25 protein-coding genes are annotated in these 25,807 nt (G+C 74.2%); 9 read left to right on the forward strand and 16 right to left on the reverse strand.

Going from position 1 to position 25,807, the window contains the following annotated elements; genetic code table 11:
* Window positions 1–7 precede the first annotated feature (7 nt).
* The 8 genes from FHX32_RS27880 to FHX32_RS27910 form a co-directional block, all read right to left on the reverse strand.
* A complete protein-coding gene (locus tag FHX32_RS27880) occupies window positions 8–1,108 on the reverse strand; it encodes a branched-chain amino acid ABC transporter permease (RefSeq protein WP_167189690.1) in 1,101 nt (366 codons plus the stop codon).
* Window positions 1,105–1,989 carry a branched-chain amino acid ABC transporter permease gene (locus FHX32_RS27885; RefSeq protein ID WP_167189693.1) on the reverse strand — a complete coding sequence of 295 codons (885 nt, stop codon included), beginning with the start codon at window positions 1,987–1,989 and terminating at the stop codon, window positions 1,105–1,107. Before FHX32_RS27885 ends, FHX32_RS27880 begins: the two co-directional genes overlap by 4 nt.
* Complete coding sequence (locus FHX32_RS27890) at window positions 1,986–3,878, reverse strand: AMP-binding protein (protein ID WP_167189695.1); 1,893 nt, start codon at window positions 3,876–3,878, stop codon at window positions 1,986–1,988. The genes FHX32_RS27885 and FHX32_RS27890 overlap by 4 nt, the downstream gene beginning before the upstream one ends.
* Window positions 3,875–4,651 carry an ABC transporter ATP-binding protein gene (locus tag FHX32_RS34675; RefSeq protein ID WP_486481366.1) on the reverse strand — a complete coding sequence of 259 codons (777 nt, stop codon included), beginning with the start codon at window positions 4,649–4,651 and terminating at the stop codon, window positions 3,875–3,877. Before FHX32_RS34675 ends, FHX32_RS27890 begins: the two co-directional genes overlap by 4 nt.
* Window positions 4,648–5,439 (reverse strand): ABC transporter ATP-binding protein, encoded by a 792-nt coding sequence (locus tag FHX32_RS34680; RefSeq protein ID WP_208419448.1) that lies wholly within the window; start codon window positions 5,437–5,439, stop codon window positions 4,648–4,650. Before FHX32_RS34680 ends, FHX32_RS34675 begins: the two co-directional genes overlap by 4 nt.
* A 134-nt stretch (window positions 5,440–5,573) precedes the next feature.
* Complete coding sequence (locus FHX32_RS27900; protein ID WP_167189698.1) at window positions 5,574–6,095, reverse strand: 2'-5' RNA ligase family protein; 522 nt, start codon at window positions 6,093–6,095, stop codon at window positions 5,574–5,576.
* Window positions 6,096–6,121: 26 nt separating this feature from the next.
* Complete coding sequence (locus tag FHX32_RS27905) at window positions 6,122–6,727, reverse strand: response regulator transcription factor (protein WP_167189701.1); 606 nt, start codon at window positions 6,725–6,727, stop codon at window positions 6,122–6,124.
* On the reverse strand, window positions 6,724–7,878 hold the full coding sequence (locus FHX32_RS27910; protein WP_486481367.1) for a sensor histidine kinase: 1,155 nt from the start codon (window positions 7,876–7,878) through the stop codon (window positions 6,724–6,726). Before FHX32_RS27910 ends, FHX32_RS27905 begins: the two co-directional genes overlap by 4 nt.
* A 133-nt stretch (window positions 7,879–8,011) precedes the next feature.
* On the opposite strand from FHX32_RS27910, the gene FHX32_RS27915 reads away from it, so the two are divergent.
* Window positions 8,012–8,866: a hypothetical protein gene (locus FHX32_RS27915; RefSeq protein WP_167189707.1), complete on the forward strand. Its 855-nt coding sequence runs from the start codon at window positions 8,012–8,014 to the stop codon at window positions 8,864–8,866.
* A 101-nt stretch (window positions 8,867–8,967) separates the two neighbouring features.
* Window positions 8,968–10,761: a DEAD/DEAH box helicase gene (locus FHX32_RS27920; protein WP_167189710.1), complete on the forward strand. Its 1,794-nt coding sequence runs from the start codon at window positions 8,968–8,970 to the stop codon at window positions 10,759–10,761.
* A gap of 67 nt (window positions 10,762–10,828) precedes the next feature.
* Here the strand turns inward: FHX32_RS27920 and FHX32_RS27925 are convergent, their stop codons facing one another.
* Window positions 10,829–11,299, reverse strand: coding sequence for a MarR family transcriptional regulator (locus FHX32_RS27925; protein WP_167189713.1), 471 nt, complete (start codon window positions 11,297–11,299; stop codon window positions 10,829–10,831).
* 57 nt (window positions 11,300–11,356) lie between these two features.
* Between FHX32_RS27925 and FHX32_RS27930 the strand changes: the two genes are divergently transcribed.
* Complete coding sequence (locus FHX32_RS27930; RefSeq protein WP_167189716.1) at window positions 11,357–11,845, forward strand: SgcJ/EcaC family oxidoreductase; 489 nt, start codon at window positions 11,357–11,359, stop codon at window positions 11,843–11,845.
* Between the two features lie 67 nt (window positions 11,846–11,912).
* Here the strand turns inward: FHX32_RS27930 and lon are convergent, their stop codons facing one another.
* On the reverse strand, window positions 11,913–14,249 hold the full coding sequence (lon, locus tag FHX32_RS27935; protein ID WP_167189719.1) for an endopeptidase La: 2,337 nt from the start codon (window positions 14,247–14,249) through the stop codon (window positions 11,913–11,915).
* A gap of 395 nt (window positions 14,250–14,644) precedes the next feature.
* Between lon and FHX32_RS27940 the strand changes: the two genes are divergently transcribed.
* Window positions 14,645–14,989: a histone-like nucleoid-structuring protein Lsr2 gene (locus tag FHX32_RS27940; protein WP_167189722.1), complete on the forward strand. Its 345-nt coding sequence runs from the start codon at window positions 14,645–14,647 to the stop codon at window positions 14,987–14,989.
* Between the two features lie 143 nt (window positions 14,990–15,132).
* Here FHX32_RS27940 and FHX32_RS27945 read toward each other — a convergent pair whose 3' ends face one another.
* Window positions 15,133–16,389 carry a hypothetical protein gene (locus tag FHX32_RS27945; RefSeq protein ID WP_167189725.1) on the reverse strand — a complete coding sequence of 419 codons (1,257 nt, stop codon included), beginning with the start codon at window positions 16,387–16,389 and terminating at the stop codon, window positions 15,133–15,135.
* Window positions 16,390–16,703: 314 nt separating this feature from the next.
* A complete protein-coding gene (locus FHX32_RS27950; protein WP_167189728.1) occupies window positions 16,704–17,573 on the reverse strand; it encodes a PDDEXK family nuclease in 870 nt (289 codons plus the stop codon).
* Window positions 17,574–17,801: 228 nt separating this feature from the next.
* Between FHX32_RS27950 and FHX32_RS27955 the strand changes: the two genes are divergently transcribed.
* On the forward strand, window positions 17,802–18,395 hold the full coding sequence (locus FHX32_RS27955; RefSeq protein WP_486481368.1) for a GNAT family N-acetyltransferase: 594 nt from the start codon (window positions 17,802–17,804) through the stop codon (window positions 18,393–18,395).
* Window positions 18,396–18,441: 46 nt separating this feature from the next.
* Window positions 18,442–19,170, forward strand: a complete 729-nt coding sequence (locus FHX32_RS27960; protein WP_167189734.1) for a helical backbone metal receptor — start codon at window positions 18,442–18,444, stop codon at window positions 19,168–19,170.
* Window positions 19,171–19,203: 33 nt separating this feature from the next.
* Here the strand turns inward: FHX32_RS27960 and FHX32_RS27965 are convergent, their stop codons facing one another.
* Entirely contained in the window at window positions 19,204–20,154 is a 951-nt protein-coding gene (locus tag FHX32_RS27965; RefSeq protein WP_167189737.1) for a TerC family protein, read from the reverse strand.
* 166 nt (window positions 20,155–20,320) lie between these two features.
* On the reverse strand, window positions 20,321–21,016 hold the full coding sequence (locus tag FHX32_RS27970) for a CBS domain-containing protein (protein WP_167189740.1): 696 nt from the start codon (window positions 21,014–21,016) through the stop codon (window positions 20,321–20,323).
* 211 nt (window positions 21,017–21,227) lie between these two features.
* Between FHX32_RS27970 and FHX32_RS27975 the strand changes: the two genes are divergently transcribed.
* A complete protein-coding gene (locus FHX32_RS27975) occupies window positions 21,228–21,785 on the forward strand; it encodes a hypothetical protein (RefSeq protein ID WP_486481369.1) in 558 nt (185 codons plus the stop codon).
* Window positions 21,786–21,961: 176 nt separating this feature from the next.
* The gene (locus FHX32_RS27980; protein WP_167189746.1) at window positions 21,962–22,354 is read left to right on the forward strand and encodes an FKBP-type peptidyl-prolyl cis-trans isomerase; all 393 of its coding nucleotides are present in this window, start codon (window positions 21,962–21,964) and stop codon (window positions 22,352–22,354) included.
* Window positions 22,355–22,424: 70 nt separating this feature from the next.
* Here the strand turns inward: FHX32_RS27980 and FHX32_RS27985 are convergent, their stop codons facing one another.
* A complete protein-coding gene (locus FHX32_RS27985; RefSeq protein ID WP_167189750.1) occupies window positions 22,425–22,775 on the reverse strand; it encodes an STAS domain-containing protein in 351 nt (116 codons plus the stop codon).
* Window positions 22,776–22,937: 162 nt separating this feature from the next.
* Between FHX32_RS27985 and FHX32_RS27990 the strand changes: the two genes are divergently transcribed.
* Window positions 22,938–23,957, forward strand: coding sequence for an SMP-30/gluconolactonase/LRE family protein (locus tag FHX32_RS27990; protein ID WP_167189753.1), 1,020 nt, complete (start codon window positions 22,938–22,940; stop codon window positions 23,955–23,957).
* A gap of 84 nt (window positions 23,958–24,041) precedes the next feature.
* Here FHX32_RS27990 and FHX32_RS27995 read toward each other — a convergent pair whose 3' ends face one another.
* A complete protein-coding gene (locus tag FHX32_RS27995; RefSeq protein ID WP_167189756.1) occupies window positions 24,042–25,304 on the reverse strand; it encodes an Ig-like domain-containing protein in 1,263 nt (420 codons plus the stop codon).
* Window positions 25,305–25,807 lie beyond the last annotated feature (503 nt).

A 25,807-nucleotide genomic window follows, 5' to 3' on the forward strand; every position in this document is an offset into this window, starting at 1 on the left:
GCTCGGGTCAGTAGGAGAACGGCCACGCCTTCCAGTAGGCGCGGGCCCGGACCCAGAGCCCGAACAACCCGCGCGGTTCGAAGATCAGGAAGACGATGATGAGTACGCCGTAGAGGATCGTCTCCACCTGGAAGACGTTCGGCACCTCGTTCGGCTGGGTGCTGATGAACGGCACCCACGCCTGCAGTTCCCGGGTGAGCCGGGGCAGCAGGGTGATGAAGAACGCCCCGGCGATCGCGCCGGAGATGGTGCCCGCGCCGCCGATCAGCACCATGGCGATGTACTGCACGGACAGCAGCAGGCTGAACGAACTCGGGTCGAAGAAGCCGGTGACGGTGTAGAGCAGTGCCCCGGCGCAGCCGGCGTACGCCGACGACACCGCGAACGCGAGGGTCTTGTACCGGGGCAGGTTCACCCCGATCACCCCGGCCGCGATGTCCCGGTCGCGGATGGCGGTGAACGCCCGCCCGATCCGCGAGCGGGCCAGGTTCCGGGCGGCCACCGCGAAGACCACCAGCAGCGCCAGCATCAGCCAGTACAGCTTCTGGTCGCGGGTGGCGGTGGCGTCGGTGACCGCGAGCGGGCGGCCGAGGAACTCCAGGGTGGCGGCCGGCCGGCCCACCCCGGCGCCGCCGGTCAGCGCCGACCACTCGTTGAACACGTGCTGGCCGATGAAGACCAGGCCGAGGGTGACGATGGCGAGGTAGAGCCCGCGCAGCCGGGTGGCCAGCGGGGCGACCAGCACGCCGGCCAGCGCGGCCACCAGGCCGGCGGCGGGCAGCCAGACCGCGATGTCGGTCACCCCGAGGCCGATCACCCGGCCGTCCGGGTCGCCGCTGATCGCCGCCGCGGTGTACGCGCCGATGCCGAGGAAGAACGCGTGGCCGAGGGAGACCTGGCCGGCGTACCCGGTGACCAGGCCGAGCCCGATCGCGCCGATCGCGGCCACGCAGCAGACCGCGAGCAGTTGCAGCAGGTCGTCGGTGAGCAGGAAGGGCAGCGCGACGGCCAGCGCCAGCAGCACGCCGGTCCACCACCGCTTGGCCGGGGTGTCCAGCAACGCCAGGTCCTGGGCGTACGAGGTGCGCAGCAGCGGCCGGTGTCTCATACCCGCTCCACCTCCCGGGTGCCGAACAGCCCGTACGGGCGGACCAGCAGCACGACCAGCATCAGCACGTACGGGGTGATCACCGAGACGTTGCCGCCCAGCCAGGCGAGGTCGTTGGCGTAGCTGGCGGTGAGTTCCTGGAGCACGCCGACGGCCAACCCGCCGACCACCGCCCCGGGCAGCGAGTCGAGCCCACCCAGGATGATCACCGGCAGCGCGGTCAGCGCGATCAGCCAGAGCGCGGCGTCCACGCTCGCCCCGGCGGCGGCAAAGGTGCCGGCCACCGCGGCCAGCCCGCCGGCCAGCGCCCAGCTGACCGCGAAGACCGCGCCGACCGACACGCCGTGCGCCAGCGCCGCCTCCTGGTCCAGCGCGGCGGCCCGCATCGCCAGCCCGGTGCGGGTGAACCGGAAGAACGCGAACAGCCCGGCGACCAGCAGCCCGGTGGCCGCCACCGCGGCCAGGTGCCGCTGTTGCAGCTCCACCGGGCCGAGCGACAGGGTGCGCAGCCCCCACGGGTCGCCGACGTGCCGCACGTCCAGGCCGATGAAGGCGTTGACCACCACCCGGACGGCGACGTCCACGCCGAGGGTGATGATGGCGACCACGAACGCGGGCCGGCCCACCATGGGCCGGACGGCGGCGCGCTCGACGCCGAGCGCGAGCAGCCCGGTGCCGACCGCCGCGAGCGGCACCGCCGCCCAGAAGCCGACGGCCGGGGCGAGATAGGTGACCGCGACGACGCCGGCCAGCATGAACGCGGGCTGGGCGAAGCTGATCACCCGGGTGGCCTTGTAGATGATCACGAAGCCGAGCGCGAGCAGGGCGTAGACGCTGCCGGTGCCCAGCCCGCGCAGCACGCTCTCGGCCAGTTCGGTCACCGGTCACCGCCCGGCGCGTACAGCTCGTCGACCAGGTCGGCGAAGGCCCGGGTGACCGCCTCCCGGCGGACCTTCTGGGTCGCGGTCAGTTCGCCGTCGTCCTGGTCGAGTTCCTTGGGCAGCAGCCGGAACCGCCTGATCTGCTCGACCCGCGGGTGCCGGGCGTTGACCTCGTCCACCACGGTGCGGATCAGCTCGACCACCTCCGGCTTGCCGCTCAGGTCGCGGTAGGTGGTGTACGCCAGCCGCCGTCGCTGCGCCCACTGCCCCACCGTGTCGGCCTCGATGCCGATCAGCGCCACCAGGTAGGGCCGGCGGTCGCCGATCAGCACCGCCTCCTTGACGTACGGCGACGCCTTCAGCTCGTTCTCGATGCCCGCCGGGCCGATGTTCTTCCCACCCGCGGTGATCATGATGTCCTTGGCCCGGCCGGTGATCCGCACGTGCGTGCCGTCCACCCACTCGCCGATGTCGCCGGTGTGCAGCCAGCCGTCCGGTTCCAGCACCGCGGCGGTGGCGGCCAGGTCGTCCAGGTAGCCGGCGAAGACCCCGGGGTGACGGGTGAGGATCTCCCCGGTGGTCTCGTCGATGCGCAGCTCGACGCCCTGCTGCGGCTCGCCGACCGTGCCGAGCTTCACCCGGCCGGGCCGGTTGCCGGTGGCGATGGCGGAGTTCTCCGTCATCCCGTACACCTCGTGCATCGGCACCCCGATGCCCATGAAGAAGCGGAGCACCTCCGGGGCGATCGGGGCGGCGCCGGAGGCGGCGTAGCGCACCCGGCGTACCCCGATCCGCTCGCGCAGCGCCCGGTAGCAGAACAGCCAGCCCACCGCGTACGCCAGCCGGCTGGCCGGGGTGTGCCGGCCGCCGGTGGCCACCAGGGTGGCGCCGATCCGGTCGGCGACCCGCAGCCAGAACCGGGCCACCGCCCGTTTGAGCGGGGACGCCGACGCCACCCGGATGGTGACCGTGGCGAGGATCTTCTCCCAGATCCGGGGCACCCCGAACAGGATGGTCGGCTGCACCTCGCGCAGGTTGGCCGGCACGGTGGCGACCGACTCGGCGAAGTTCACCTGCACCCCGGCGCCGGCGCTGCTCCAGGTGGTGAAGACCCGCTCGGCGACGTGGCAGAGCGGCAGGTAGGACAGGAGCAGGTCGTCCGGGCCGGGCGGGGGGTCGGCCAGGCCGCCGCCCTCGGTGACCGTCCGCACCGCGAAGTCCACGTTGGCGACGGTGAGCATGGCGCCCTTCGGCCGGCCGGTGGTGCCGGACGTGTAGATCAGGGTGGCCAGGTCGGTGTCGGTGGCGGCGGCCATCAGCTCGGCGACCGCGCCGGGGTGGGCGACCCGGTGGGCGACGCCGAGGGCCAGGAAGTCGTCCCAGTACAGCAGCCCCGGATGCCGGTAGCGGCCCCGGACGCCGCGCGGTTCGAGGTAGACCACGCGGTCCAGGTCGGGGCAGTCGTCGAGCACCGCGAGGGCCTTGTCGACCTGCTCCTGGTCCTCGGCGACGAGCACCCGGGCGCCCGAGTGGGCCAGCAGGTAGCCGATCTCGGCGGCCGGGTTGGTCGGGTAGAGCCCGACGGTGACGCCCCGGACAGCGACGGTGGCCACGTCCGTCCAGAGCCACTCGCGCCGGTTCTCGGCCAGCACCGCGACCCGCTCCCCCGGGCCCACCCCGAGGGCCAGCAGGCCGTGCGCCACGGTCTGCGCCGTGTCCCAGTACGCCGCCCAGGTCACCTCCTGCCAGATACCGCGGACCTTCTCCCGCAGCGCCACCCGCTCCGGGGTGGCCCGGGCGCGCTCGCGTACCCGGGCGGCGATGGTCGGGACGGCGGCGTCGGCGGCGCCGGTGGCGGACGCCCCGGTCGGCGCGCTGGTGGTGCTCATGTCGTCGTCACCTCCCCCAGGTAGGCGCGGATCACGTCGGGGTGGTGCTGGATCTCGGCCGGGGTGCCGGTGGCCACCGGTTGTCCGAAGTCGACCACCAGCACCCGGTCGGCGAGGTCCATCACCAGGCCCATGTCGTGCTCGACCAGCACCACCGGGATGCCCAGCTCCTCCCGGACGTCGAGGATGTAGCGGGCCATGTCCTCGGTCTCTTCCAGGTTCATCCCGCCGACCGGCTCGTCGAGCAGCAGCAGCTTCGGCTCCATGGCCAGCGCCCGGCCCAGCTCCACCCGCTTCTGCACCCCGTACGGCAGCAGCCCGACCGGCATCCGCCGCCACTGCTCCAGCTCCAGGAAGTCGACGATCTCCTCAACGGCGGCCCGGGCGGCCAGTTCGGCGCGCCGGGCCCGGCCGCGCCAGAGCACCGCCGCCAGCGGCCCGTACCGGATGTGGTGGTGCCGGCCGAGCAGCAGGTTCTCCAGCACGGTGAGGTTGGCGAAGAGCTCGACGTTCTGGAAGGTGCGGGCCAGCCCGAGCGCGGCGATCTGGTGCGGGCGCCGGCCGACCAGGTTGACGCCGTCGAATATCACCTGTCCGGACTGCGGCCGGTAGACCCCGGAGAGCACATTGAAGATCGACGTCTTGCCGGCGCCGTTCGGCCCGATCACGGCGAACAGCTCCTGCCGGCCGACGGTGAAGCTCACCCCGTCGATCGCCCGGACGCCGGCGAAGCTCAGCCGCACGTCGGTGAAGCGCAGGATCTCCTCGCTCACGACAACCACCGCTTCCGTCGCCGGTAGTGCTTGGCCTCCCGGAACGAACGCCGGCCGGTGTCGGCGCCGGCGTGCAGGCCGAGGTAGAACTCGCGTACGTCGTCGTCGGCGAGCAGCTGCGCGGCCGGCTTGTCGAGCACCACCCGGCCGGTCTCCAGCACGTAGCCGTGCGCGGCGACCGAGAGCGCCATGGCGGCGTTCTGCTCGACCAGCAGCACGCCGGTGCCGGCGGCGTTGATCCGCACGATCAGCTCGCGGACCTGCTCGACCAGGCGTGGGGCGAGGCCGAGGCTGGGCTCGTCCAGCAGCAGGTAGCGGGGGCCGGCCATCAGCGCGCGGCCCATCGCCAGCATCTGCTGCTCGCCGCCGGAGAGGTAGCCGGCGGTGCGCCGGCGCCGCTCGGCCAGCACCGGGAAGAGCGCGTACACCTCGTCGAGCCGGCCCGGGATCCGGCGCGGGTCGGTGTGCCCGCCGAGGCGCAGGTTCTCCTCCACGGTCATCTCGCCGAAGATCCGCCGCCCCTCCATCACCTGGGCGACGCCACGGCGCACGATCGCGGCCGGGCGCAGCCGGTGCAGCGGCTGGCCGTCCAGGGTGACCTCGCCGCGGACCACCGCGCCGTGGTGGATGTCGAGCAGCCCGGTGATGGCCCGCAGCAGGGTCGTCTTGCCGGCACCGTTGGCGCCGAGCAGCGCGACGATCCCGCCCGGCGGGACGGTGATGCTCAGGCCGCGGAGCACCAGCATCACGTCGTCGTAGACGACCTCGAGGTTGCGCACCTGCAGCATGGCCGGCGCTCCTGGGGCTCGAGTGTGGCGTGCGCCACAAGTTACCGAGCATTAAACCGCGCGGAACGTCCCCGCAAAAGATCGGAACGGTTGGATCCGTGGGGTCGGTCGCCGACGGTCGGCCGGCGGCGGGGTCAGCCGGCCGGCGTGCCGAGCGGGTGGACGGTGCGGGTCGCGCCGTCGTAGCTGCGCGCGGCGACGAACTCCCCGGCCGGTGGGGCGTCGCCGACCACCGCCCGGGCCAGGCCGGCGTCGGCGTCGCGGAACCGCAGCGCCAGGCTCAGGTGCGGCCGCCAGCGCCGGGGCGCGTGCCACGGGTTGCGCCCGTCGGCGTCGGTGAGCACGCGCCACACCGCCGCGTGCAGGGCGGTCAGTTCGGCGCCGGGGTGGACCAGCCAGACCAGCGGCGCGCTGCCGTCCAGCACCGTGACCTCGCCGAGCCGGGCCGGCAGCGGCAGCGCCGCGTCGACCAGCGCGGCCAGCCGGGCCACCGCGCCCGGCGGGAACTCGTCGGCCGCGGCCAGGGTCAGGTGCGGCCGGTTGGTCGGGTGGGTGTTGCGCGCCAGGCTGGGCAGCCCCGCCCCGGCCAGCCGGGCCCAGGCGGCCCGGACCGCGGCGTCCAGCCCCGGCGAGCAGACCAGTTCGACCGTACGCATCAGCGTCAGGCTAGTCGGCGGGGTGGTCAGAGCCAGCCGTTGTCCCGGGCGGTGCGCACCGCCGCCGCCCGGTCGGCGGCGCCCAGCTTCTGCACCGCGGCGGCGAGGTGGTTGCGGACGGTGCCGGCGGACAGGTGCACCCGGCGGGCGATCACCGCGACCGGGGCGCCGAGTTCGGCCAGCCGCAGCGTCTCCAGTTCGCGGGGGGTCAACGGGCACTCGGGCAGGGTGAGCGCGTCGGCGGCCAGCGACGGGTCGACGTACCGGCCGCCGGCGTGCACCCGGCGGATCACGTCGGCGAGCGCGCCGCCCGGTGCGCCCTTGGGCAGGAAGCCCCGGGCCCCGGCGGTGAGCGCCTGGCGCAGGTGCGCCGGCCGGCCGTGGCCGGTCAGCAGCACCACCGCGCAGTCGGGCCGCACCCGGGTCAGCTCGGCGGCGACCTGGATGCCGGTGAGCCCCGGCATCTCCAGGTCCACGACGGCCACGTCCGGCCGGTGGGCCAGCGCGGCGGTGACCGCGGCCGGCCCGTCGGCGGCCTGCGCCACCACCTCGAGGTCGGGCTCCAGCCCGAGCAGGGCGGCGACCGCCACCCGGACCAGCTCCTCGTCGTCGGCGAGCAGGACGCGGATCATGAGGCGACCGGCACGGTGGCCTCCAGGGTGAACACCGCACCCTCCCGGTGGACCCGCAGCCGGCCGCCGGCCGCGCCGAGCCGGTCGGTCAGCCCGCGCAGGCCGTTGCTCCGCCCGTCCGGGCCACGGTCGGTGGCGCCGTCGTTGGTCACCGTCATCCTGGCCACGCCGCCCTCCTGGACGATCTCGATCCGGCACCAGCCGGCCCGGCTGTGCCGCAGCACGTTCGTGCTCGCCTCGCGCAGCACCGCCGCCAGCTCGCCCGCCGCCGCCGCCGGCAGGCCGGCCGGTGGGGACGGCACGGCGCACCGTACGCCGCACGAGCGCAGCACGCCGGCCACGGCGGCGAGCTGCTCACTCAGGTCGATGGTGCGGTAGCCGTGCACGGTCTCGCGTACCTCGGTCAGCGCGGCGGCGGCCAGCCGCCGCACCTCGGCGGCCTCGCGGCCGGCCCGCTCCGGATCGCTCGGGGCGAGCCGGGCGGCCAGCTCGGCCTTCAACGCGATCACCGTCAGGTTGTGCCCGAGCACGTCGTGCACCTCGCGGGCGAGCCGCAGCCGCTCCTCGGCGGCGGCCAGCCGGGCCTGGGCGGCCTGCCCCTGCCGGGCCTCGACGAGCAGGTCCCAGAACCAGACCTGGAACCAGTTCAGCACCGCGATGCCGGCCCCCACCCCGCCGGTCACCGCCAGGTGGCGGCCCAGCGAGCCGCCGGTCCAGCCGGCCACGCCGGCGGCGACCGCGACGGCCAGCGCCGCCACCGCCAGCGCGGCCGGGGGGCGGACCAGCAGCGGCGCCATGCCGACCAGCGAGGCGCCGAGCCACGCCCAGGTAGGCCAGTCACCGGCGGCGACCGGACCGACGACGGGGACGCTCAGCACCGCCACCACGGCCAGGCACACCTGGAACCGTCGGCGCCGCCGGTGCGCCAGCCACGGCGTGGCCGCCGCGTACAGCACGGCGGACTGGGCGGCGGCGAAGGCGAGCACGCCGGCCGCGCCGAACGCCGCGCGCACCGGGTCGGGTTCCCGCAGCACGCCGACCGCCGGCAGCAGCAGACTGGCCCAACCGCTGCTGGCCAGCGACACCAGGGTCGCCAAGCGGGCACGGCGCAGCCGCCGGTCCGCCCGGGGTACCGCCGCCTGCTGCGCCACGCCGCAGATCCTAGGGCGGCTCGGCGTCCGGTTCACCCGTGCGGATCGCACGGTCCGGGCGTGCGGTCCGCACCGAGAACCCGTGCCGGACGCGGGTGTCCCGCGCAGCACGGCCGCCGGCAGGGTCGACGGCATGAGAGAGACGTTGACGGAGCACCCGGTCCCCGCCGTGCCACCCACCGCCCACCGGTCCGGTGGCGCCCGACACCTGCTGCGGCACCTCGGCGAGATGGCGCTGGCGATGGTCGCCGGGATGGTGCTGCTCGGCCCGCTGTGGACGGTGGCCGGCGCCCCGCTCGGGCTCACAACCGCGCTGGCCCGGCCGGACGTCGCCGCGCTGGTGATGGCGACCGACATGACCATCGGCATGACCGTCTGGATGCGGTACCGCCGGCACTCCTGGGCCGCCAGCGGCGAGATGGCGGCCGCCATGTACCTGCCGTTCCTGCTGCTGCTCGGGCCGTACTGGGCGGGGCTGCTCGGGGCCGACGCCCTGCTGCTCGGCGGGCACCTGCTGATGGTGCCCGCGATGGTGCTGGTGGCGGTGCGGCAGCGGCACGCCGAGCCGGTGCCGGTACGGCGGCACCCGGCCGTCGTCGCGGTGGCCCGCCGGTGGCCCACCCTGCTCGCCCTGCTGATGACGGTCAAGCTGTGGGCCGCGCCGGACGTGCCGAGCCCGTGGCTGATGCTGGTGCTGCCCGGCTTGTACCTGCTGATCGGCGCGGCCCGGCGCCGGCTGCGCGGTCCCGGCGGGCTCGGCCGGCAGCTGGTCGGGCTGGCCGCCTGGTCGGCGCTGGTGCTGGTGGCGGTGGTGGTCGACGACCGGGCGGCGGCCTGGCTGGTGGCCGCCGGGTGGCTCGCCCACGCCGGCTGGGACCTGCTGCACCACCGCCGCGACGAGGTGGTGCCCCGGGCTTACGCCGAGGGGTGCGGCGTGTTCGACGCGGCCATCGGCGTCTCCGTCGTGCTGGCGATCCTGTCCAGCTGAGGGAGCGGTCGGGCCGGCCGGCGGTACGGGGGCGGCCGGCCCGAGTCGGTGTTGTGCCGGTCGCCGCACCGCCCGCCCGGCCGTGATGAAAGGCTTGTCACATGAGTTCCGCACCCGTACCGCCCGAACCACCCACCCGTCCCGCCGCCGACCCGGACACCGGGGCGGGTGCCTTCGCGGACCTCGGCCTGCGCGCCGAGCTGCTGAACGCGCTGACCGCGCTCGGCTACGAGGAGCCGACCCCGATCCAGCGGGAGGCGATCCCGCCGCTGCTGACCGGGCGGGACCTGCTGGGCCAGGCGGCGACCGGCACCGGCAAGACGGCCGCGTTCGCGCTGCCGTTGCTGCAGCGGATGCCCCCGCAGCGCGCCGGCGGCGATCCGACGGCGCTGGTGCTGGTGCCCACCCGGGAACTCGCCGTGCAGGTGTCCGAGGCGTTCCACCGCTACGGCAAGGACCTGGGCACCCGGGTGCTGCCGATCTACGGCGGGCAGCCGATCGGCCGGCAGCTGCGGGCCCTGGACGCCGGGGTGGACGTGGTGGTGGCTACTCCCGGCCGGGCGCTGGACCACATCGCCCGGGGCACCCTGCGGTTGGGCGGGCTGGCCACCGTGGTGCTGGACGAGGCCGACGAGATGCTCGACATGGGCTTCGCCGAGGACATCGAGGCGATCCTGGAACACGCGCCGGAGCAGCGGCAGACGGTGCTCTTCTCGGCGACCATGCCGGCCCGCATCGACGGGATGGCCCGGCAGCACCTCACCGACCCGGTGCGCATCCTGATCGCCCGGGAGCAGCCGGTGGCCGGCGAGGCGCCCCGGGTGCGGCAGAGCGCCTACATCGTCGCCCGGGCGCACAAGCCGGCGGCGCTGGGCCGGGTGCTGGACGTCGAGTCGCCCACCGCGGCGATCGTGTTCTGCCGCAGTCGGGAGGAGGTGGACCGGCTCACCGAGACGATGAACGGGCGCGGCTACCGGGCGGAGGCGCTGCACGGCGGGATGAGCCAGGAGCAGCGCGACCGGGTGATGGGGCGGCTGCGCGCGGGCACCGCCGACCTGCTGGTGGCCACCGACGTGGCGGCCCGGGGCCTGGACGTCGAGCAGCTCACCCATGTGGTCAACTACGACGTGCCGTCGGCGCCGGAGTCGTACGTGCACCGGATCGGCCGGGTGGGCCGGGCCGGCCGGGAGGGCGTGGCGATCACCCTCGCCGAGCCGCGCGAGCACCGGATGCTGAAGACCATCGAGCGGGTGACCGGGCAGCGGATCACCATCGACAAGATCCCGACGGTGGCCGACCTGCGCACCCGGCGGCTGGAGCTGACCCAGGCCGCGCTGCGGGAGAGCCTGCTGGAGGACGACCTCGACCCGTTCCGGGTCATCGTCGAGTCGTTGACCGACGAGTTCGACCTGGTCGAGGTGGCGCTCGCCGCGGTGCGGCTGGCGCACGAGGCGACCTCGCCGGGCGCGGCCGACGAGGAGGAGATCCCGCAGGTCCCGGTGCGCGGCCCGCGGGAGGGGCGACCGGAGGGTGGCCGGGGCGAGCGCCGCGGCGGGCGGCCCCGGGCGGGCGGCGGCACCACCCAGGTCTTCATCGGCCTTGGCCGGCGCGCCGGGGTGCGCCCGCAGGACCTGGTCGGGGCGATCACCGGGGAGACCCGGGTCAGCGGCCGGGACATCGGCTCGATCGAGATCGCCGACCGGTTCTCCCTCGTCGAGGTCCCGTACGCGGTGGCCGACGAGGTGATCGCCGGGTTGCGCGGCAGCACCATCAAGGGGCGGAAGGCGACCGTGCGCCGTGACCGCGACGGCGACGAGCGTCGTTTCGACGGTGGTGACCGGCGTGACCGCCGGGAGTTCGACGGCGACCGGCGGGAACGCCGGGACCGTCGCTGAGGCACCCGCACCGATGCGCCGGCCACCGGCGGCATCGGTGCGTCCCGCGGTCAGGCCGCCGCAGGCCTCACGACCGCTGCCGCGAGCCGGCGGCCAGCCGCTCGGCGTGCTCCTGCTGCACGGCGCGGGCGGTGACCAGGAAGTCGACGATGGTGGCCAGTTGGTCGCCGTCGTAGCGGGCGAGGGCGCGCAGGCCCGCCTCGCCGAGCGGCCGGTAGATGTCCCGCTCGGCGGCGTGGGCCGACTCGGTGGCGGCCACCAGGACCCGGCGCCGGTTCTCCGGGTCCCGGGTACGGGCCACCAACCCTGCCCGCTCCAGCCGGTCGATGACCGTCGTGGTGGCCGCCGGGCTGAGCCGTAGCGCGGCGGTCAGCTCCCCCGCGGTCAGCGGTCCGCGGTCCAGCACGACGTCCAGGGCCCGCAGGTCGGTGCGGTTGATGCCGAGTCGCACCGCCGCCGCCTCGTCGAACGCGTCGAAGCTCTGTTGCAGCAGCCGGATCTGCCGGGCCACCTCGCGAGGCACATCACTTTTCGACATTCGAATCTTTCTGCTAGCGTTCGTTTCGACGATCGAACATTAGCAGGAGGTTCTCCCGTGACCGACGACGACCGCACCGAGATCCGGCAGCTCTTCGACCGGCTACTGGCGGCCTGGACGGCGAACGACGCCATCGCCTACGGCGCCTGCTTCACGGCGGACTCGGACTACGTCTCCTACGACGGCACCAGGGCGGCCGGCCGAGCACCCATGCAGGCGACTCACGACCAGCTCTTCCGGGGAGTGCTCGCCGGCTCCGCGCTGGTCGGCGAGGTGGAGTCGATCCGCCCGGTGACCGACGACGTGGCGATCGTGCACGGGACCGGGTCGGTGCTGATGCCGTGGCGGTCCCGACTGCCCCGGCGCCGGCTGTCCCGGCAGACCCTGGTCGCGGTCCGCACCGCGCAGGGGTGGCGGTTCACCGCCCTGCACAACGGTCGGGTCCGCCCGGTCCGGATTCCCGCCCCCGGGTCGGCGCCCGCCCGACTCGCCCAGGCGATGGCCCGCGGGGCGCGCACGCTCGGGCTCGGCCGGCCGGTGGCCTGACCGGCCCCGACGGACGGATCGGGGGCGCGGGCGAACCGCCCGCGCCCCCGATCGGGCCGGTCCCCTGTCAGGCGGCGGCGAGCGCCGGTCCGTCCAGGGACTCCGCGTCGAGCTCGGCCGGGCGCAGCGCCAGGGCGAGCACGTCGGCCACGTCGGCCAGGGTGTGGATGGTCAGCGCCTCGCGAACCTCGGTCGGCAGGTCGTCCAGGTCCGGCTCGTTGCGCTTCGGGATGATCACCTCGGTCAGGCCGGCCCGGTGCGCGGCGAGCAGCTTCTGCTTCACCCCGCCGATCGGCAGCACCCGGCCGGAGAGGGTCACCTCGCCGGTCATCCCGAACTCGGGCCGCACCGGTCGCCCGGTCACCAGGGAGGCCAGCGCGGTCACCATGGTTATGCCGGCGCTGGGGCCGTCCTTGGGCACCGCGCCCGCCGGGAAGTGGACGTGGATCCGACGTCCGGCCAGGGCGTTCGGGTCGATGCCGAAGCGTCGCCCGTTCGACCGCAGGTACGACAGCGCGATGTGCGCGGACTCCTTCATCACGTCGCCGAGCTGGCCGGTCAGGGTAAGCCCCGGCTCGCCCTCCATGCTGGTCGCCTCGATGAAGAGCACGTCCCCACCGGCGCCGGTCACCGCCAGGCCGGTCGCCACGCCGGGCACGGCCGTCCGCTCCGCCGACTCCGGCGTGAACTTGGGCCGACCCAGGTAGCGGGCCAGGTTGTCGGTGTCCACCTCGACCGGGGACGGGTCGTCGGCCAGCGCTACCGTCACCTTGCGCAGGATTTTGGCCAGGGCCCGCTCCAGCTGCCGGACGCCGGCCTCCCGGGTGTACTCCCCCGCGATCCGGGCCAGCGCCTCGTCGGCCACGGTCACCTCGTCGGCGGTCAGCCCAGCCCGCTCCCGCTGGCGGGGCAGCAGGTGGTCGCGGGCGATGGCGACCTTCTCGTCCTCGGTGTACCCGTCCAGGGTGACCAGCTCCATCCGGTCCAGCAGCGGGCCGGGGATGGCCTCCACCACGTTCGCGGTGGCCAGGAAGAGCACGTCGGACAGGTCGAGGTCGACCTCCAGGTAGTGGTCCCGGAAGGTGTGGTTCTGCGCCGGGTCGAGCACCTCCAGCAGCGCGGCGGCCGGGTCGCCGGAGTAACCGGCGGCCAGCTTGTCCACCTCGTCGAGGAGCACCACCGGGTTCATCGAGCCGGCCTCGCGCAGCGCGCGGACGATCCGGCCGGGCAGCGCGCCGACGTAGGTGCGCCGGTGACCGCGGATCTCCGCCTCGTCCCGCACGCCGCCCAGGCTGACCCGGACGAAGTTGCGGCCCAGCGCCCGGGCGACGGACTCGCCGAGGCTGGTCTTGCCGACGCCGGGCGGGCCGGCGAGGGCGAGCACCGCGCCGGAGCCGCGCCCGCCGACCACGCCGAGGTTGCGCTCGGCGCGGCGGTTGCGCACCGCGAGGTACTCCAGGATGCGGTCCTTCACGTCGGGCAGGCCGGCGTGGTCGGCGTCGAGCACCGCGCGGGCCGCCGCCAGGTCGGTGTTGTCCTGGGTACGCGTGTTCCACGGCATCTCCAGGACGGTGTCCAGCCAGGTCCGGATCCAGCCCGCCTCCGGGGAGGCGTCGCTGGCCCGCTCCAGCTTGCCGACCTCGCGCAGCGCCGCCTCGCGGACCTTCTCCGGCAGGTCGGCGGCCTCGACCCGGGCCCGGTAGTCGGCCGAGCCGTCGGGCTCGTCCTCACCGAGCTCCTTGCGGATCGCGGCGAGCTGCTGGCGCAGCAGGAACTCCCGCTGCGACTTCTCCAGCCCCTCGCGGACGTCGTTGTTGATCTGCTCGGTGACCTCCTGCTCGGCCAGGTGCTCCTTCACCCAGCCGACCAGCAGCTCCAGCCGGGCGGTGACGTCCGGCGCGGCGAGCAGCTCGCTCTTCTGGTCCAGGCTCAGCCAGGGCGCGTACCCGGCGGAGTCGGCCAGCTCGGAGAGGTCGGTCATCCGCTCCATCGCGTCGATGACCTGCCAGGCGCCCCGCTGCTGGAGCACCGAGGTCATCAGGGCGCGGTACTCGCGGGCGAGTTCCCGGGCCCGACCGGCGGGAGCGGGTTCGGACAGTTCGGTCGCCTCGACCCAGAGGGCGGCGCCGGGCCCGGGCACGCCCGAGCCGATCCGCGCCCGGGACAGGCCGCGGATGACGGCGGCGGGCTCGCCGCTGGGCAGCCGGCCGACCTTCTCGATGGTGGCCACCGCGCCGACCGGGCCGTACTCGCCGTCGAGGCGCGGCACGGCCAGCAGCTTGCGGTCGCCGGTGGCGCGGGCCGCGTCGACCGCGGCCTGGGTGGTCGGGTCGAGGGTCACCGGGATGACCATGCCGGGCAGCAGCACGGCGTCGGTCAGGGGAAGTACCGGAAGAGTTGCCATCGAACACCTGCTATCGCGTTGTCTTGAGCCTGTCTCGCTCAAGTAACAAAGCGTTCCCCTTGTTCCGCCGTGTGACCCAGACCACTCCCGGCCGCCGGACGTGCCGCAGGCGATCGTCACCGGCCGGAGCACGCTGGAGATCGCCAAGCAGCCGCACATCTCGGTACGGACGGTCATGCGGATGGCGGCGGCGCTGCTGCGCGAACTCCGGGTGTCCAGCCGGCGGAGGCCGGGCACGCCGGCCTGCTCGGCCGGTGAGCCAACCGCTTTCCCGGTCGCCGCGATTTGCACAGTGAAACGACCCGCCGAAATGAAAACAGCGGAATTGTTGCGGGTGCGCCGCGGGATGGGTCAAACTTTGACCACACCCCGCCGCACACAGGGAGTATTCGGCGATGGCAAGAAAAGTAATCACGGTGCTGACCGACGATCTCGACGGCGGAAAGGCCGACCGGACGGTCGAGTTCGGTCTCGACGGCGTGGCGTACACCATCGACCTCTCCGACGAGAACGCGGGAGTCCTCCGCAAGGCGCTGGACCCGTACCTGAGCGCCGGCCGACGGATCGGCCGGGGCACCGCCGAGACCGGACGGGCACCCCGCCGGGCGAGCGGAACCGGCGCGGGAATGGATCGCGAGCAGAATCGCGCCATCCGGGAATGGGCCGCCAAGAACGGTTTCCAGATTTCCGAGCGGGGCCGGATCCCGGTCGAGGTCGTCGAGGCGTACAAGAACCGCTGAGCACGGCGGGACGCGGTCCCGCGGGCGGGGTCGGGCCGGCGCACGGTCCGGCCCCGCCGCTCGCTGTCCGGGCCAGGGTCGCCCGGTGCCGCGTCGGGGCGGTGCGGAGGCGTACGCCCCGCACCGCCCCGGCCGGCGCTCGGTCAGTTGACCTCGATGCGTACCGCGTCGAAGGCCGGAGTCTGGTTGGCCCGCTCCATCATCGGGATCCGGTGCGACCCGTCACCGGCCCAGACCGCGCACTGCGCGGTGCCGGACTCGGGCAGCCCCGGGATCTGGATGGTGACCTCGTCCGGCTCGGCGCCGCCGCGGCTGTCCTCGGTGGCGACGAAGAACGCGGGCACCTCCTGGGGCGCCGGCGGCTGGTCGAGGCTGTCCAGCATCCGGCAGGCGGTGTGGAAGTGGCCCCGGACCAGCCCCTGCTCGTTGAGCAGCGAGCTCTCCACGTAGTAGCCGCCCTGGCCGGCGGCGAGGAAGCGGTCCCGGACCAGGTTCCGGGTGGAGACCCGGAGGGTGAACGGCTGGTTGGCGCCCACCTGCTCGGGGAAGTCGGTGATCAGCAGCGACGGGTTGTTCGCCGCGGCGCCGACCTCGCCGAACGCGGTGCTCACGCAGCGGTTGCCGTTCTGGAATCCGTCGTGCGGCTGCAACTGGCTCTCGTCGCAGTCGTTCGCCAGCACGCCGAGCCCGGCACCCGGACCACCGTTGTCGCCACCGCCGTTGTTGCCGCCGCCGTTGTTGTTACCGCCGCCGTTGTCGCCACCGCCGGTGTTGCCGCCGCCGTTGCCGGTCGGCTGCACCTGGCACTCGGCGAGCTGGCGCAGCCCCTGCGGGCGCGGGCCGAACCGGTCGATCGCCGTGGTGATCCGGTCCAACGTCGCCCGCCGCTTGCCGGCCAGCGGCTGCAGGATCGCGTTGCGGATGAACGCCTCGCCCCGGTCGCCCTCGGCGGCGAGCCGGCGGTCGGCCTCGGCGATCTGGGTCTGCAGCAGGCTCAGGTTGCGATCCACCTCGGCCCGGGCCCGGCGGGGCACCTCCGGCAGCTGCCCGGCCACGTCCGGACACGCGATCGCGGAGCCGCCGTTGGGCGCCTCGCCGTCGCGGACCTCCTGGCACTCCTCGAGCGTCTGCTGGCCGTCGCCCCAGTGGTTGCGCACCCACCGGCCGTTCTGCCAGGTACGGGTGGTGCCGTCCCGCCCGCTCGGCGCGGTTGCCCCGGGGCTGGGCGCCACGCAGGCCGCGGCCGCCGGCCGGGTCCGGTTCGACCGCCGGTCCTCGGCCGACGAGATCTGGGTGACGGCGACGACGCCACCGAAGACCGCGAGCGTGCCGACGACGGCCAACAGCCGCTTGCTCCGCGCGTTACCGGATGACCGGCGCGCCCGTGTGGACCTGCGCATCGAATTGCACTCCTTCTCGATCCGGTACTTGATTCGTGACCTCGGCGGACCGACGGAATTGAGGTGGCACGCCCCGACGGAAACCGTCCGGGCGGACCGGTGGCATGTCGACGACCGACGATGCCCTTTCCGCACCGTCTCCCGCGCCGGTGACGCGGATGGGGAGATCCTGTCCATTCCCGCAGGAGTACGAAGCGGCGGCCGCCACGGTTCAATGCGGATCGGACAAAAATTCGCGGCCGGTCGGGACGGCCGCACCGGAGATACGGTCGGTGCCGGAACGCACCCGGGCGCGCCCGGGTGGACGGAGGAAATCAGTCCACGCAGAGGTGGTCGAAGGCGAAGCCGTTCTCCAGTTCGTCGCGTCGCGCCCGCAGGCCGCGGATCTCGGCGCGCAGGTCGTCCCGGGAGACCAGCGCCGGCGCGTCGCCGTCCAGCCCGGCCAACCGCTCACCGACGGCGACCGCCGCCAGGTCCTCGGCGAGCCGGGCGGCGTCCACGCCGCAGGAGAACCGGTGCTCCCAGACCGACACCCGCTCCACCAGGCAGGCGCCGGGGCGCACCTCGACCCAACTCCAGCCCTCGGCCGGCCCGTCCTTCCAGGTCACGTGCAGCCCGCGCACGATCGGGTCGGCCAGCCGGCGCGCCACGTACGCCTCCACGGCCGCCGCCCGGGCCAGCGCGCCGAGGTCGTTGACGTGCCCGGTACGCCCGTCGGGCAGCCGGCCGAGGATGTCCCGGAAGCCCACCGCCGTCTCCCCCGGCAGGCCCCCCTCGGCGTACCCGCGCGCGTCGATCACGTACGCCACGATCCGCCGGCCGTGGTCGGCGGCCCGCAGCGTCGGCGACTCGATCCGCAGCACCTCCAGGCCGACGGCCGCGCCGACCGCGTTCTTCATCCGCTCGGTGCGCTGGGCCGCGGAGCCGGCCGGCGCGGGAGGGCCGATCTCGACGGCGAACAGCGGTCGGCCGCTGTCGCCGGCGCACACCACGAAGTCGACGCCCTCCCGGATGGCGGTGCTCCACTGGTTGCCGGTGATGCCCGGCGGGCGGCGCTGCACCAGGTCGCCCATCCGGCGGTCGGCGTACACGACCTGCCCGGCCCGGGCCAGCACCGGGGCGCGGCCGTCGTCGGTCGGGATCGGGCGCAGCCAGGAGGTGTGGTCACTGCCGGTGCTCGTCATCGCCTGATCCATCCGTCGTCCGTGGGCCGGCCCGAGTCTAGGCCGTCGATCATGGTCGTCGCGTCGTCGGTGCGGCCGACTCCGCCCGAGCCGGGCGCGGCACATCCGTCGACCAGGACGATCACGGTGGGCGCCTGCGCACCGGCCGGTCAACGACCGGTGACGGCACTGCGGGCCGTCGGGCAAAACCGGTTGAGCGGCGCGGGGTGGCCGGGCTGGGATGGGCCGGTGACCGTATTCCTCGCCACTGAGCGGCTGGTGCTGCTCGAGTTCACCGAGGCCGACGCGGACCTGCTAATCGAGTTGGACAGCGACGCCGAGGTGATGCGCTACCTGACCGGCGGCCGCCCCACCCCGCCGGAGGTGGTCCGCGACCGGACCCTGCCCGCGATCCTCGCGCTCTACCGGCGGCCGCCGGGCCTCGGCTTCTGGGCGGCCGTTGACCGGGCCGGCGGCGAGTTCCTCGGCTGGTTCGAGTTCCGCCCGACCCGGGACGGCGAGGTCCGCGAGGTGGAGCTCGGCTACCGGCTGCGCCGCTCGGCGTGGGGTGGTGGCCGGGCCACCGAGGGCTGCCAGGCCCTGATGGAGAAGGGCTTCACCGAGCTGGGCGTGCAGCGGGTCACCGCGAACACCATGGCGGTCAACGCGGCCTCGCGCCGGGTGATGGAGAAGGTCGGCCTGCGGCACGTGCGCACGTACCACGGCGACTGGCCGGAGGCGATTCCCGGCTCCGAGCACGGCGAGGTCGAGTACGCCCTGACCCGCGACCAGTGGCTCCGCGACCGAGCCGACCGGAACGCCGCCTCCGGGTACCCGGCATGATCGACGGCGGGCGGGCGTAGGGCCTCCGGGCAGGAGGGGGTTCGGGATGCGGGTGGTGTCGCTGGTGCCGTCGCTGACCGAGGCGGTGGCCCGCACCCTGCCCGGGCTGCTGGTCGGCGCCACCGACTGGTGCACCCACCCGGCCGGGCTGGACGTGGCCCGGGTCGGCGGCAGCAAGTACCCGGACCTGGACCGGGTGCTCGCCCTGCGGCCGGACGTGGTGCTGCTCAACGTCGAGGAGAACCGTCGCGCCGACGCGGACCCGCTGGCCGCGGCCGGGGTGCCGGTGCGGATCACCTACCCGCGTACGGTGGACGGGGCGCTGGCCGAACTGGCCGAGCTGCTGGCCGAGCTGGGTGCCCCGGCCGAGCCGGACTGGCTGCTCGCCGCCCGCCAGGCCTGGGCGGACCTGCCCGCGGTCCCGGCCCGCCGGGCAGTGGTGCCGGTCTGGCGGAAGCCGTGGGTGGTGCTCGGCGCCGACACCTTCGCCGGCGACGTGCTGCGCCGGCTCGGCGTACGCAACGTCTACGCAAACCACGCCGAGCGCTATCCCCGGCCCGGCCTCGACGAGCTGCGCGCGCACCCGCTCGACCTGGTGGTGCTGCCGGACGAGCCGTACCGGTTCACCGAGCGGGACGGGCCGGAGGCGTTCCCGGGCATCCCCTGTGCCCTGCTCTCCGGACGGCACCTGACCTGGTACGGCCCGTCGCTGGCCGAGGCGCCGGCGGTGCTGGCCGCCCAGCTGGCCCGACCGGTGGTGCACCCGGCCGGTTGACCGGGCGCCTCAGCCTCCCGCTGACGTCGACCCTCAGCCGCCCGCCGTGCGGCGCTCACGCCGGGCGGCGACGATGCTCCAGCCGATGGCGACCGAGAGGGTCAGCACCACCACTGCCAGGGTGATCCAGACCGGCAGCTTCCCGACCGGGGTCTCGGACAGCAGCAGCTTCAGCCCGGCGAAGGCCAGCAGCACGGCCAGCCCGTACCGCAGGCAGCCGAAGTGACGCAGCAGGCCGGCCAGGCAGAAGTAGAGGCTGCGCAGACCGAGCACCGCGAAGGCGGTGGCCGTCCAGACCACGAAGGTGTTGGTGGTGATGGCCAGGATCGCCGCCACCGAGTCGATCGCGAAGATCACATCGGTGGCCTCGATGGCGACCAGCGCCACCAGCAGCAGGGTGGCGTGCCGACGGCCGCGTACCCGCACGAAGAACCGGTTGCCGTGGAAGCTGGCCTCGGTCGGCACCAGCCGGCGGAAGACGCGCACCGCGAGGTTGTGGTCCGGGTCGACGTCCGGCTCGCCGCGCACCGCGAGCCGCCAGCCGGTCCAGATCAGGAAGGCGCCCAGGATGAACCCGACCCAGGCCAGCCGGTGCAGCAGTTCCGCGCCGGCGAAGATGAAGACCAGCCGGAAGCCGAGCGCCCCGATCACGCCCCAGAACAGCGCCTTGTGCTGGTAGCCGGGTGGCACCCGGAAGTAGCCGAAGAGCAGCGCGAAGACGAAGACGTTGTCCACCGACAGCGCCTTCTCCAACAGGTAGCCGGAGTAGTAGGCCAGCGCCGGCTCGCCGCCGCGCCAGAGCCAGACCAGCAGGCCGAAGGCGAGCCCGGCGGTGATCCAGACCGCGCTCCAGGCCAGCGCCTCGCGCAGCTCGATGACGTGGTCGCCGCGGTGGGAGAACATGTCCACCGCGAGCATCGCGGCGAGCACGCCGGCGACCGCCGCCCAGGCCCACAGCGGTGCCGTGAACGTCGCCTCGTCCACCCGGCGCCCTCCGCATCCGTGCCGGCGGCTCTGTGCACGCGTGACGCGCGGCGGCGGCACCGGAGACGCGTCGTACCGAGCCTAGGCGAGCGTCCGGACGTCCGACGGTGGTCCGGCGAAGTCCGCGGGCCCCGCCCGGCGGGGGCGGGGCCCGTGGGGTACGCGGTCAGGCCACGGGGGTGACCTGGCCGTCCACCTCGACCAGGGCGTGGTCGTCCACGTCGTACGCGATCGTGTTCGTCACCCGCACCACGCCGCTGACCTGGCCGGCCAGCCGCCCGGCCAGCTCGACGGCGGTACGCCGGTCGAGCCGGCCGTCCAGGGTCACCTCGCCGTCACGGACCCGCACGGTGACCAGGCCGTCCCGGATCGCGAGCACCCGACGCAGCACCTCCTGGACGACGTCCTCACGGATCTCGGCGTCGGTGCGCAGGTGCACCCGCAGCAGGTCGCCCCGGGTGACGATGCCGGCCAGCCGGCCCAGGTCGTCCAGCACCGGCAGCCGCTTGACCTGCTCGCGGTCCATCAACCGGGCGGCGGCGGGCAGGCTGGCGCCCGGGTACGTGGTCACCGGTGGCGCGGTCATCAGGTCCCGAGCGAGCAGGGCGTCGGCCTTCTCCCGCGCGCTGCGCCGGCGCCGGCCGGCGAAGACCCGCCGCTCGTCCGGGTGCCCGGCGCGTTCGATCTTGTGCAGCAGATCCGCCGCGGACACCACGCCGAGCACCCGGCGGAAGCGGTCCACCACCGGCACGGCGCTGATGCCGCGCCGGACCAGCACGTCGACGATCGCCCGGTACGGGGTTTCCTCGTCCACCGTCGCGACGTCCCGGGTCATCACGTCGCCCACCTGCCATGTCCTCATCACGACCTCCTCCGCTGTCACCTGCGACGCTACGGCCGCCGCCGGGGCCGGGTCAGGGTCGCGCGACCGGTGCCGACCGGCCGACCGGACCGGTGCGCCCGGGGTCCAAAGTCCCGGTCGGTTCGGGCCCGGTCGGCCCTGACCCGGCGCCCGGGACGGGGCGTCCAATGGAGATGCCACCGGGAAGCGCGGTGCGAAGCACGGAAGGGACGTGGAGACAATGACCGCGACGATCAAGCGGACCACCGCCGAGACCACCGCTCCGGTGACCGAGACCCGCCGGGAGCGGGCCACCCGCTACCTGCTCGCCGGACTCCGGCTGGCGCTGGGCTGGGTCTTCCTCTGGGCCTTCCTGGACAAGCTGTTCGGCCTCGGCCTGGCCACCGAGGCGAAGAACGCCTGGCTCGACGGGGGCAGCCCGACCAAGGGCTTCCTCAGCTTCGGCGCCACCGGCCCGTTCCAGGACTTCTACCAGAGCATCGCCGGCGCGGCCTGGGCCGACTGGCTCTTCATGATCGGTCTGGCCGCCATCGGCACCGCGCTCATCCTCGGCATCGGGGTGCGCGTCGCGGCCGCGGCGGGCGGCCTGCTCCTGGTCATGATGTGGACGGCCGTACTGCCCCCCGAGAACAACCCGTTCATGGACGACCACCTCATCTACGCCGCGGTGCTCGCGGTGCTCGCCCTGGTCAACGCCGGCGACACCTGGGGCCTTGGTCGGATGTGGGCCAAGCTCCCGATCGTCCAGCGGTACGGCTGGCTCCGATAGCCGACCCCGAACCCTCCCCTCGGCGGGCGTCACCACCGGTGACGCCCGCCGACCCGTGCGCCCGCCGCCGGCGTCCTGCCCGCGCTGCCGGCGGGTCCGCCGGGCATCGGCGGGCCGCTATCCGGCAGGATCGGCGGTGACCGGACATCACGACCAGTACGGCAGGAGACTCGCGAATGAACCAGGCAGCAGGCGCCCGCCCGGGCAAACCCGAGGTGGGTCCGATCGAGGGCGCGCCGCCGGCCGACCTCGTGATCGAGGACATCACCGTCGGCGAGGGCCCGGAGGCGCAGCCGGGTCAGCTGGCCAACGTCCACTACGTGGGGGTGGCGCACTCCACCGGCCGCGAGTTCGACGCGTCGTGGAACCGCGGTGAGGCGTTCGAGTTCCCGCTCGGCGGCGGGCGGGTCATCGCCGGCTGGGACCAGGGCGTGGTCGGCATGCGGGTCGGCGGCCGGCGGCGGTTGACCATCCCGCCGCACCTGGGCTACGGCGACCGGGGCGCCGGCGGCGTCATCAAGCCGGGCGAGACCCTCGTCTTCGTCGTCGACCTGCTCGGCGTCCGCTGACCGGCGCTGACCGGCCGAACCAGCGCGGCCGGGCCGGCGACCCCCGTCGTCGGCCCGGCCGCGTTGGCGTTCAGCAGGCCACCAGCTCGCGGTCGGGGCACGGGTCGACGATCGGGATGACCCGGTGCAGGCCGGTGGCGCGCAGCACCCGGTGGACCGTCGGGTCGGGGCCGACCAGCACCAGCTCGCCGCCCCGGGCCCGGATGCGCAGGTGTGCGGCGACCAGCGCGCGCACCCCGGCGGCCGAGAGCACCCGTACGCCGGAGAGATCGAGCCGCAGCACCGATCGGGCCGGGGCGGCCCAGAGGGCGGACCGCAACGCGCCGACGGTGGCGATGTCGACCTCGCCGGTCACCCGCATCTCCACCATGTGATCAGCCGCGCTGATCTGCACGTGGAGGCGGTCGTCGCGTTGTCCCATGCCGTCGAATTTAGCCGGCACCACCGACAGTTCCGACCTGCCGCGGGCCGAATCCGGGTACGCCCAGGGTTCGACCCCGAGGCTGTCGGGATCCCCCTCAGGGATGAGCTTGCCGGCCGGTCGGGGGCGGCGCGGACGGCATCGGCGGACGAGAATGGCCGGATGGCCGTCCCCCGCCCGCGCGCGCCCTGGCTGATCCGTCCCGTCCGCGAGCCGGCCACCGTGCCGCCGCCGCTGGACGGGCCGTGGGCCCCGACCGACACCCGGCTCGACGCCACCGAGCTGCTGCCCCTGCCCGACGGCGCCACCGGCCCGGAGGACGTGCTGGTCGACCCGGCCGGGCGGGTGGTCAGCGGCGCCGAGGACGGCCGGATCTGGTGGTGGCCGGTCGACGCGCAGCCGGGCACCCGCCCCCGGCTGCTCGCCGAGACCGGCGGCCGGCCGCTCGGTGTCGAGCTGGACCCGCGCGACGGCAGCCTGGTGATCTGCGACGCGTACCGGGGGCTGCTGCGGGTGACCCCGGACGGGGCGGTGCGGGAGCTGACCGGGGCCGGGGCGCGTCCGCACCTGGCCGACAACGCCGCCGTCGCCCGCGACGGCACCGTCTACTTCACCGACTCGTCGTACCGCTTCCCGGTCTCGCACTGGAAGCGGGACCTGCTGGAGCACCGGCCCAACGGTCGGGTGCTGGCCTACCACCCGGGCACCGGGCGCACCGAGGTGGTCCGGGACGGGCTGTACTTCCCCAACGGGATCGCGCTGACCCCGGACGAGTCGGCGCTGATGCTGGTGGAGACCGCCACCCACCGGCTGGTCCGGCTCACCCTGCCGGACGCCGAGGTCACCGTGCTGGCCGACCTGCCGGCGTACCCGGACAACCTGACCGGGGTCGGCGACGGGACGTACTGGATCGCCCTGCCCAGCCCTCGGCTGGCGGCGATGGAGCGGCTGCTGCCCCACCCGCGGCTGCGCCAGCTGGTCGCGGTGCTGCCGGCGGCGGTGCAGCCGAAGCCGTTGCGCTACGGCCTGGTCGCGCTGGTCGACGGCGCGGGGCGGGTGCTGCGTACGCTGCACGGTCCGCGCGGCGGGTACCACATGATCACCGGCGTCCGGCAGCACGGCGACCAACTCTGGCTGGGCAGCCTCACCGCGACCGGGGTGGCCCGGGTTCCGCTGGCCTGAGCCGCTCCCCGGCGCGCCGATCGGTGCGGCGGGAACGGCGCGACCGGCCCGCCACGCTGGCGGGCCGGTCGGCGTACCCCTGGATCAGCCGCCGGTGACCGACGGCACCGGTGCCGGCGAGCCGCCGGCCACCGCACCCGGGTGCGGCACCTGACTCGGCGCGGGCCGCAGCCCGGCCGGTACGGGCAGTGCGCTGCCCTTGACGAACTCGTCCCAGCCGACGTTCCACGCCGTCCAGCCGTTGCCCTCGGTCAACTCGACCTCGGTGCCCTTGATGGTGACCAGGTCACCGACCTGGGTGACCCGCATCAAAAAGTCCGCTGCCTCGTTCGACACGTTGGTGCAGCCGTGCGAGACGTTGGTGTTGCCCTGGTCCCCCACCGACCACGGCGCGGCGTGGATGAACTCGCCGCCCCAGGTGAGCCGCTGCGCGTCCTCGACGTCGACCACGTAGGGGTCGGCCGAACCCCGGGTGTCGAACGTGGTGAACTCGTGCTTCTCCATGATCACCATCTTGCCGCTGGACGTCGGTGTGCTCGGCTTGCCCATGCTGACCGGGATCTTGCGGACGACCTTGCCGTCGCGCACCACCGACATCTGCTTGGTGGCGTTGTCGATCTCCAGCGACACCTGTCGGCCGATCTTCGAGGTGGCCCGGCGGTCCTCGTCGCCGACGTGGTCCTTGCCGATCGGCAGACCCTCCAGCCCCGCCCGGACACTGATCGTCGTGCCCGGCCGCCAGAAATCGGGCGCCCGGTAGTAGACCTGGCTACCGTCGGACACCCAGGACCAGGCGCCCGGCTGCGGCGGATTCGTCTTCACGAACAGGCGCCGCTGCACATCCGCCCTGGCCTCTTTCGGAATGGGCGGGTCGAACGCGACGGTTACCGGCATCGCCGTGCCGTACGTCCGATTACCGGCGAAATACAACGTGCTGGTGATCGCCGGTTTCGACGATTTCGGCATGGTGGTGAAGGTGGTCTTCCGGGTGGTGGTGGCGCCCGAGTCGCCGGTGGCGGTCACCTCGGCGGTGTAGGTCCGCTTCGGCTGCAACGGCTCGCTCGGCACCCAGCCCGAGCCGTCCTCCCGCGGTTCCGCCGTGACCTCCTTGCCCTTGTCGTCGGTGATCCGCACCGCGGTGACCCGGCCGCCCTTGACGGCGGTGCCCACCTCGGCACTGATCGGGACGTCCCGGGCCCGGTCGGCGGGTGTCAGGCTCACCTCCGGCGGGGCCGACCGGCCCTTGGCCGGCTCGGCGCCCTTGCGGTCGGCGGTGCATCCACCCAGGACCAACGGTGTGGCCGCGATGCTCACCGCCAGCAGCGTCAATCGCCGCCTCAACTCCATGATGCGTCCCCCCGTTTACGGACTTCCTTCCGTCACATTCTCGCCGTCGGTCGCCGTCGGCCGCGCAATTTCGACGGATTCGGAAAAGCAAATTTGCGGCCCTATTTTCCGGCGTGTGCTCGATAACCGGCAACTGGGCGGAGAGCCGGTTCCCGCGCCAGATCCACCCGTTAGACCGTCCATGGCCGGGCTGTCCCCTGCGGGGATATCTGCCGCCCACTTCGCCACCGCGGTCGGGTCTGCCCGATCTGCACCGACCGCCCGGCCTGTCGCAGCGGGCCTCGCCGCGGCAGGCCGGCTGCCGCCGACGACGCGGCGGCGGGAGTGGGAAGGACCCGGATGCCGGCCACTACGGACCGCGCGCAACCCACGCGGCCCGTCGGAGTGCGGCCGGCCGGCAGGGATCCAGCGCCCGCTTTTGTCGGGGCGAGCAGAAGTTTCGTCAGTCCCGGCAGAGCTTTGCCTTCGCTCATCGATAAGGGTACGGTGACCAATCAGATACA

The organism is Micromonospora sp. CNZ280, from assembly GCF_011759515.1.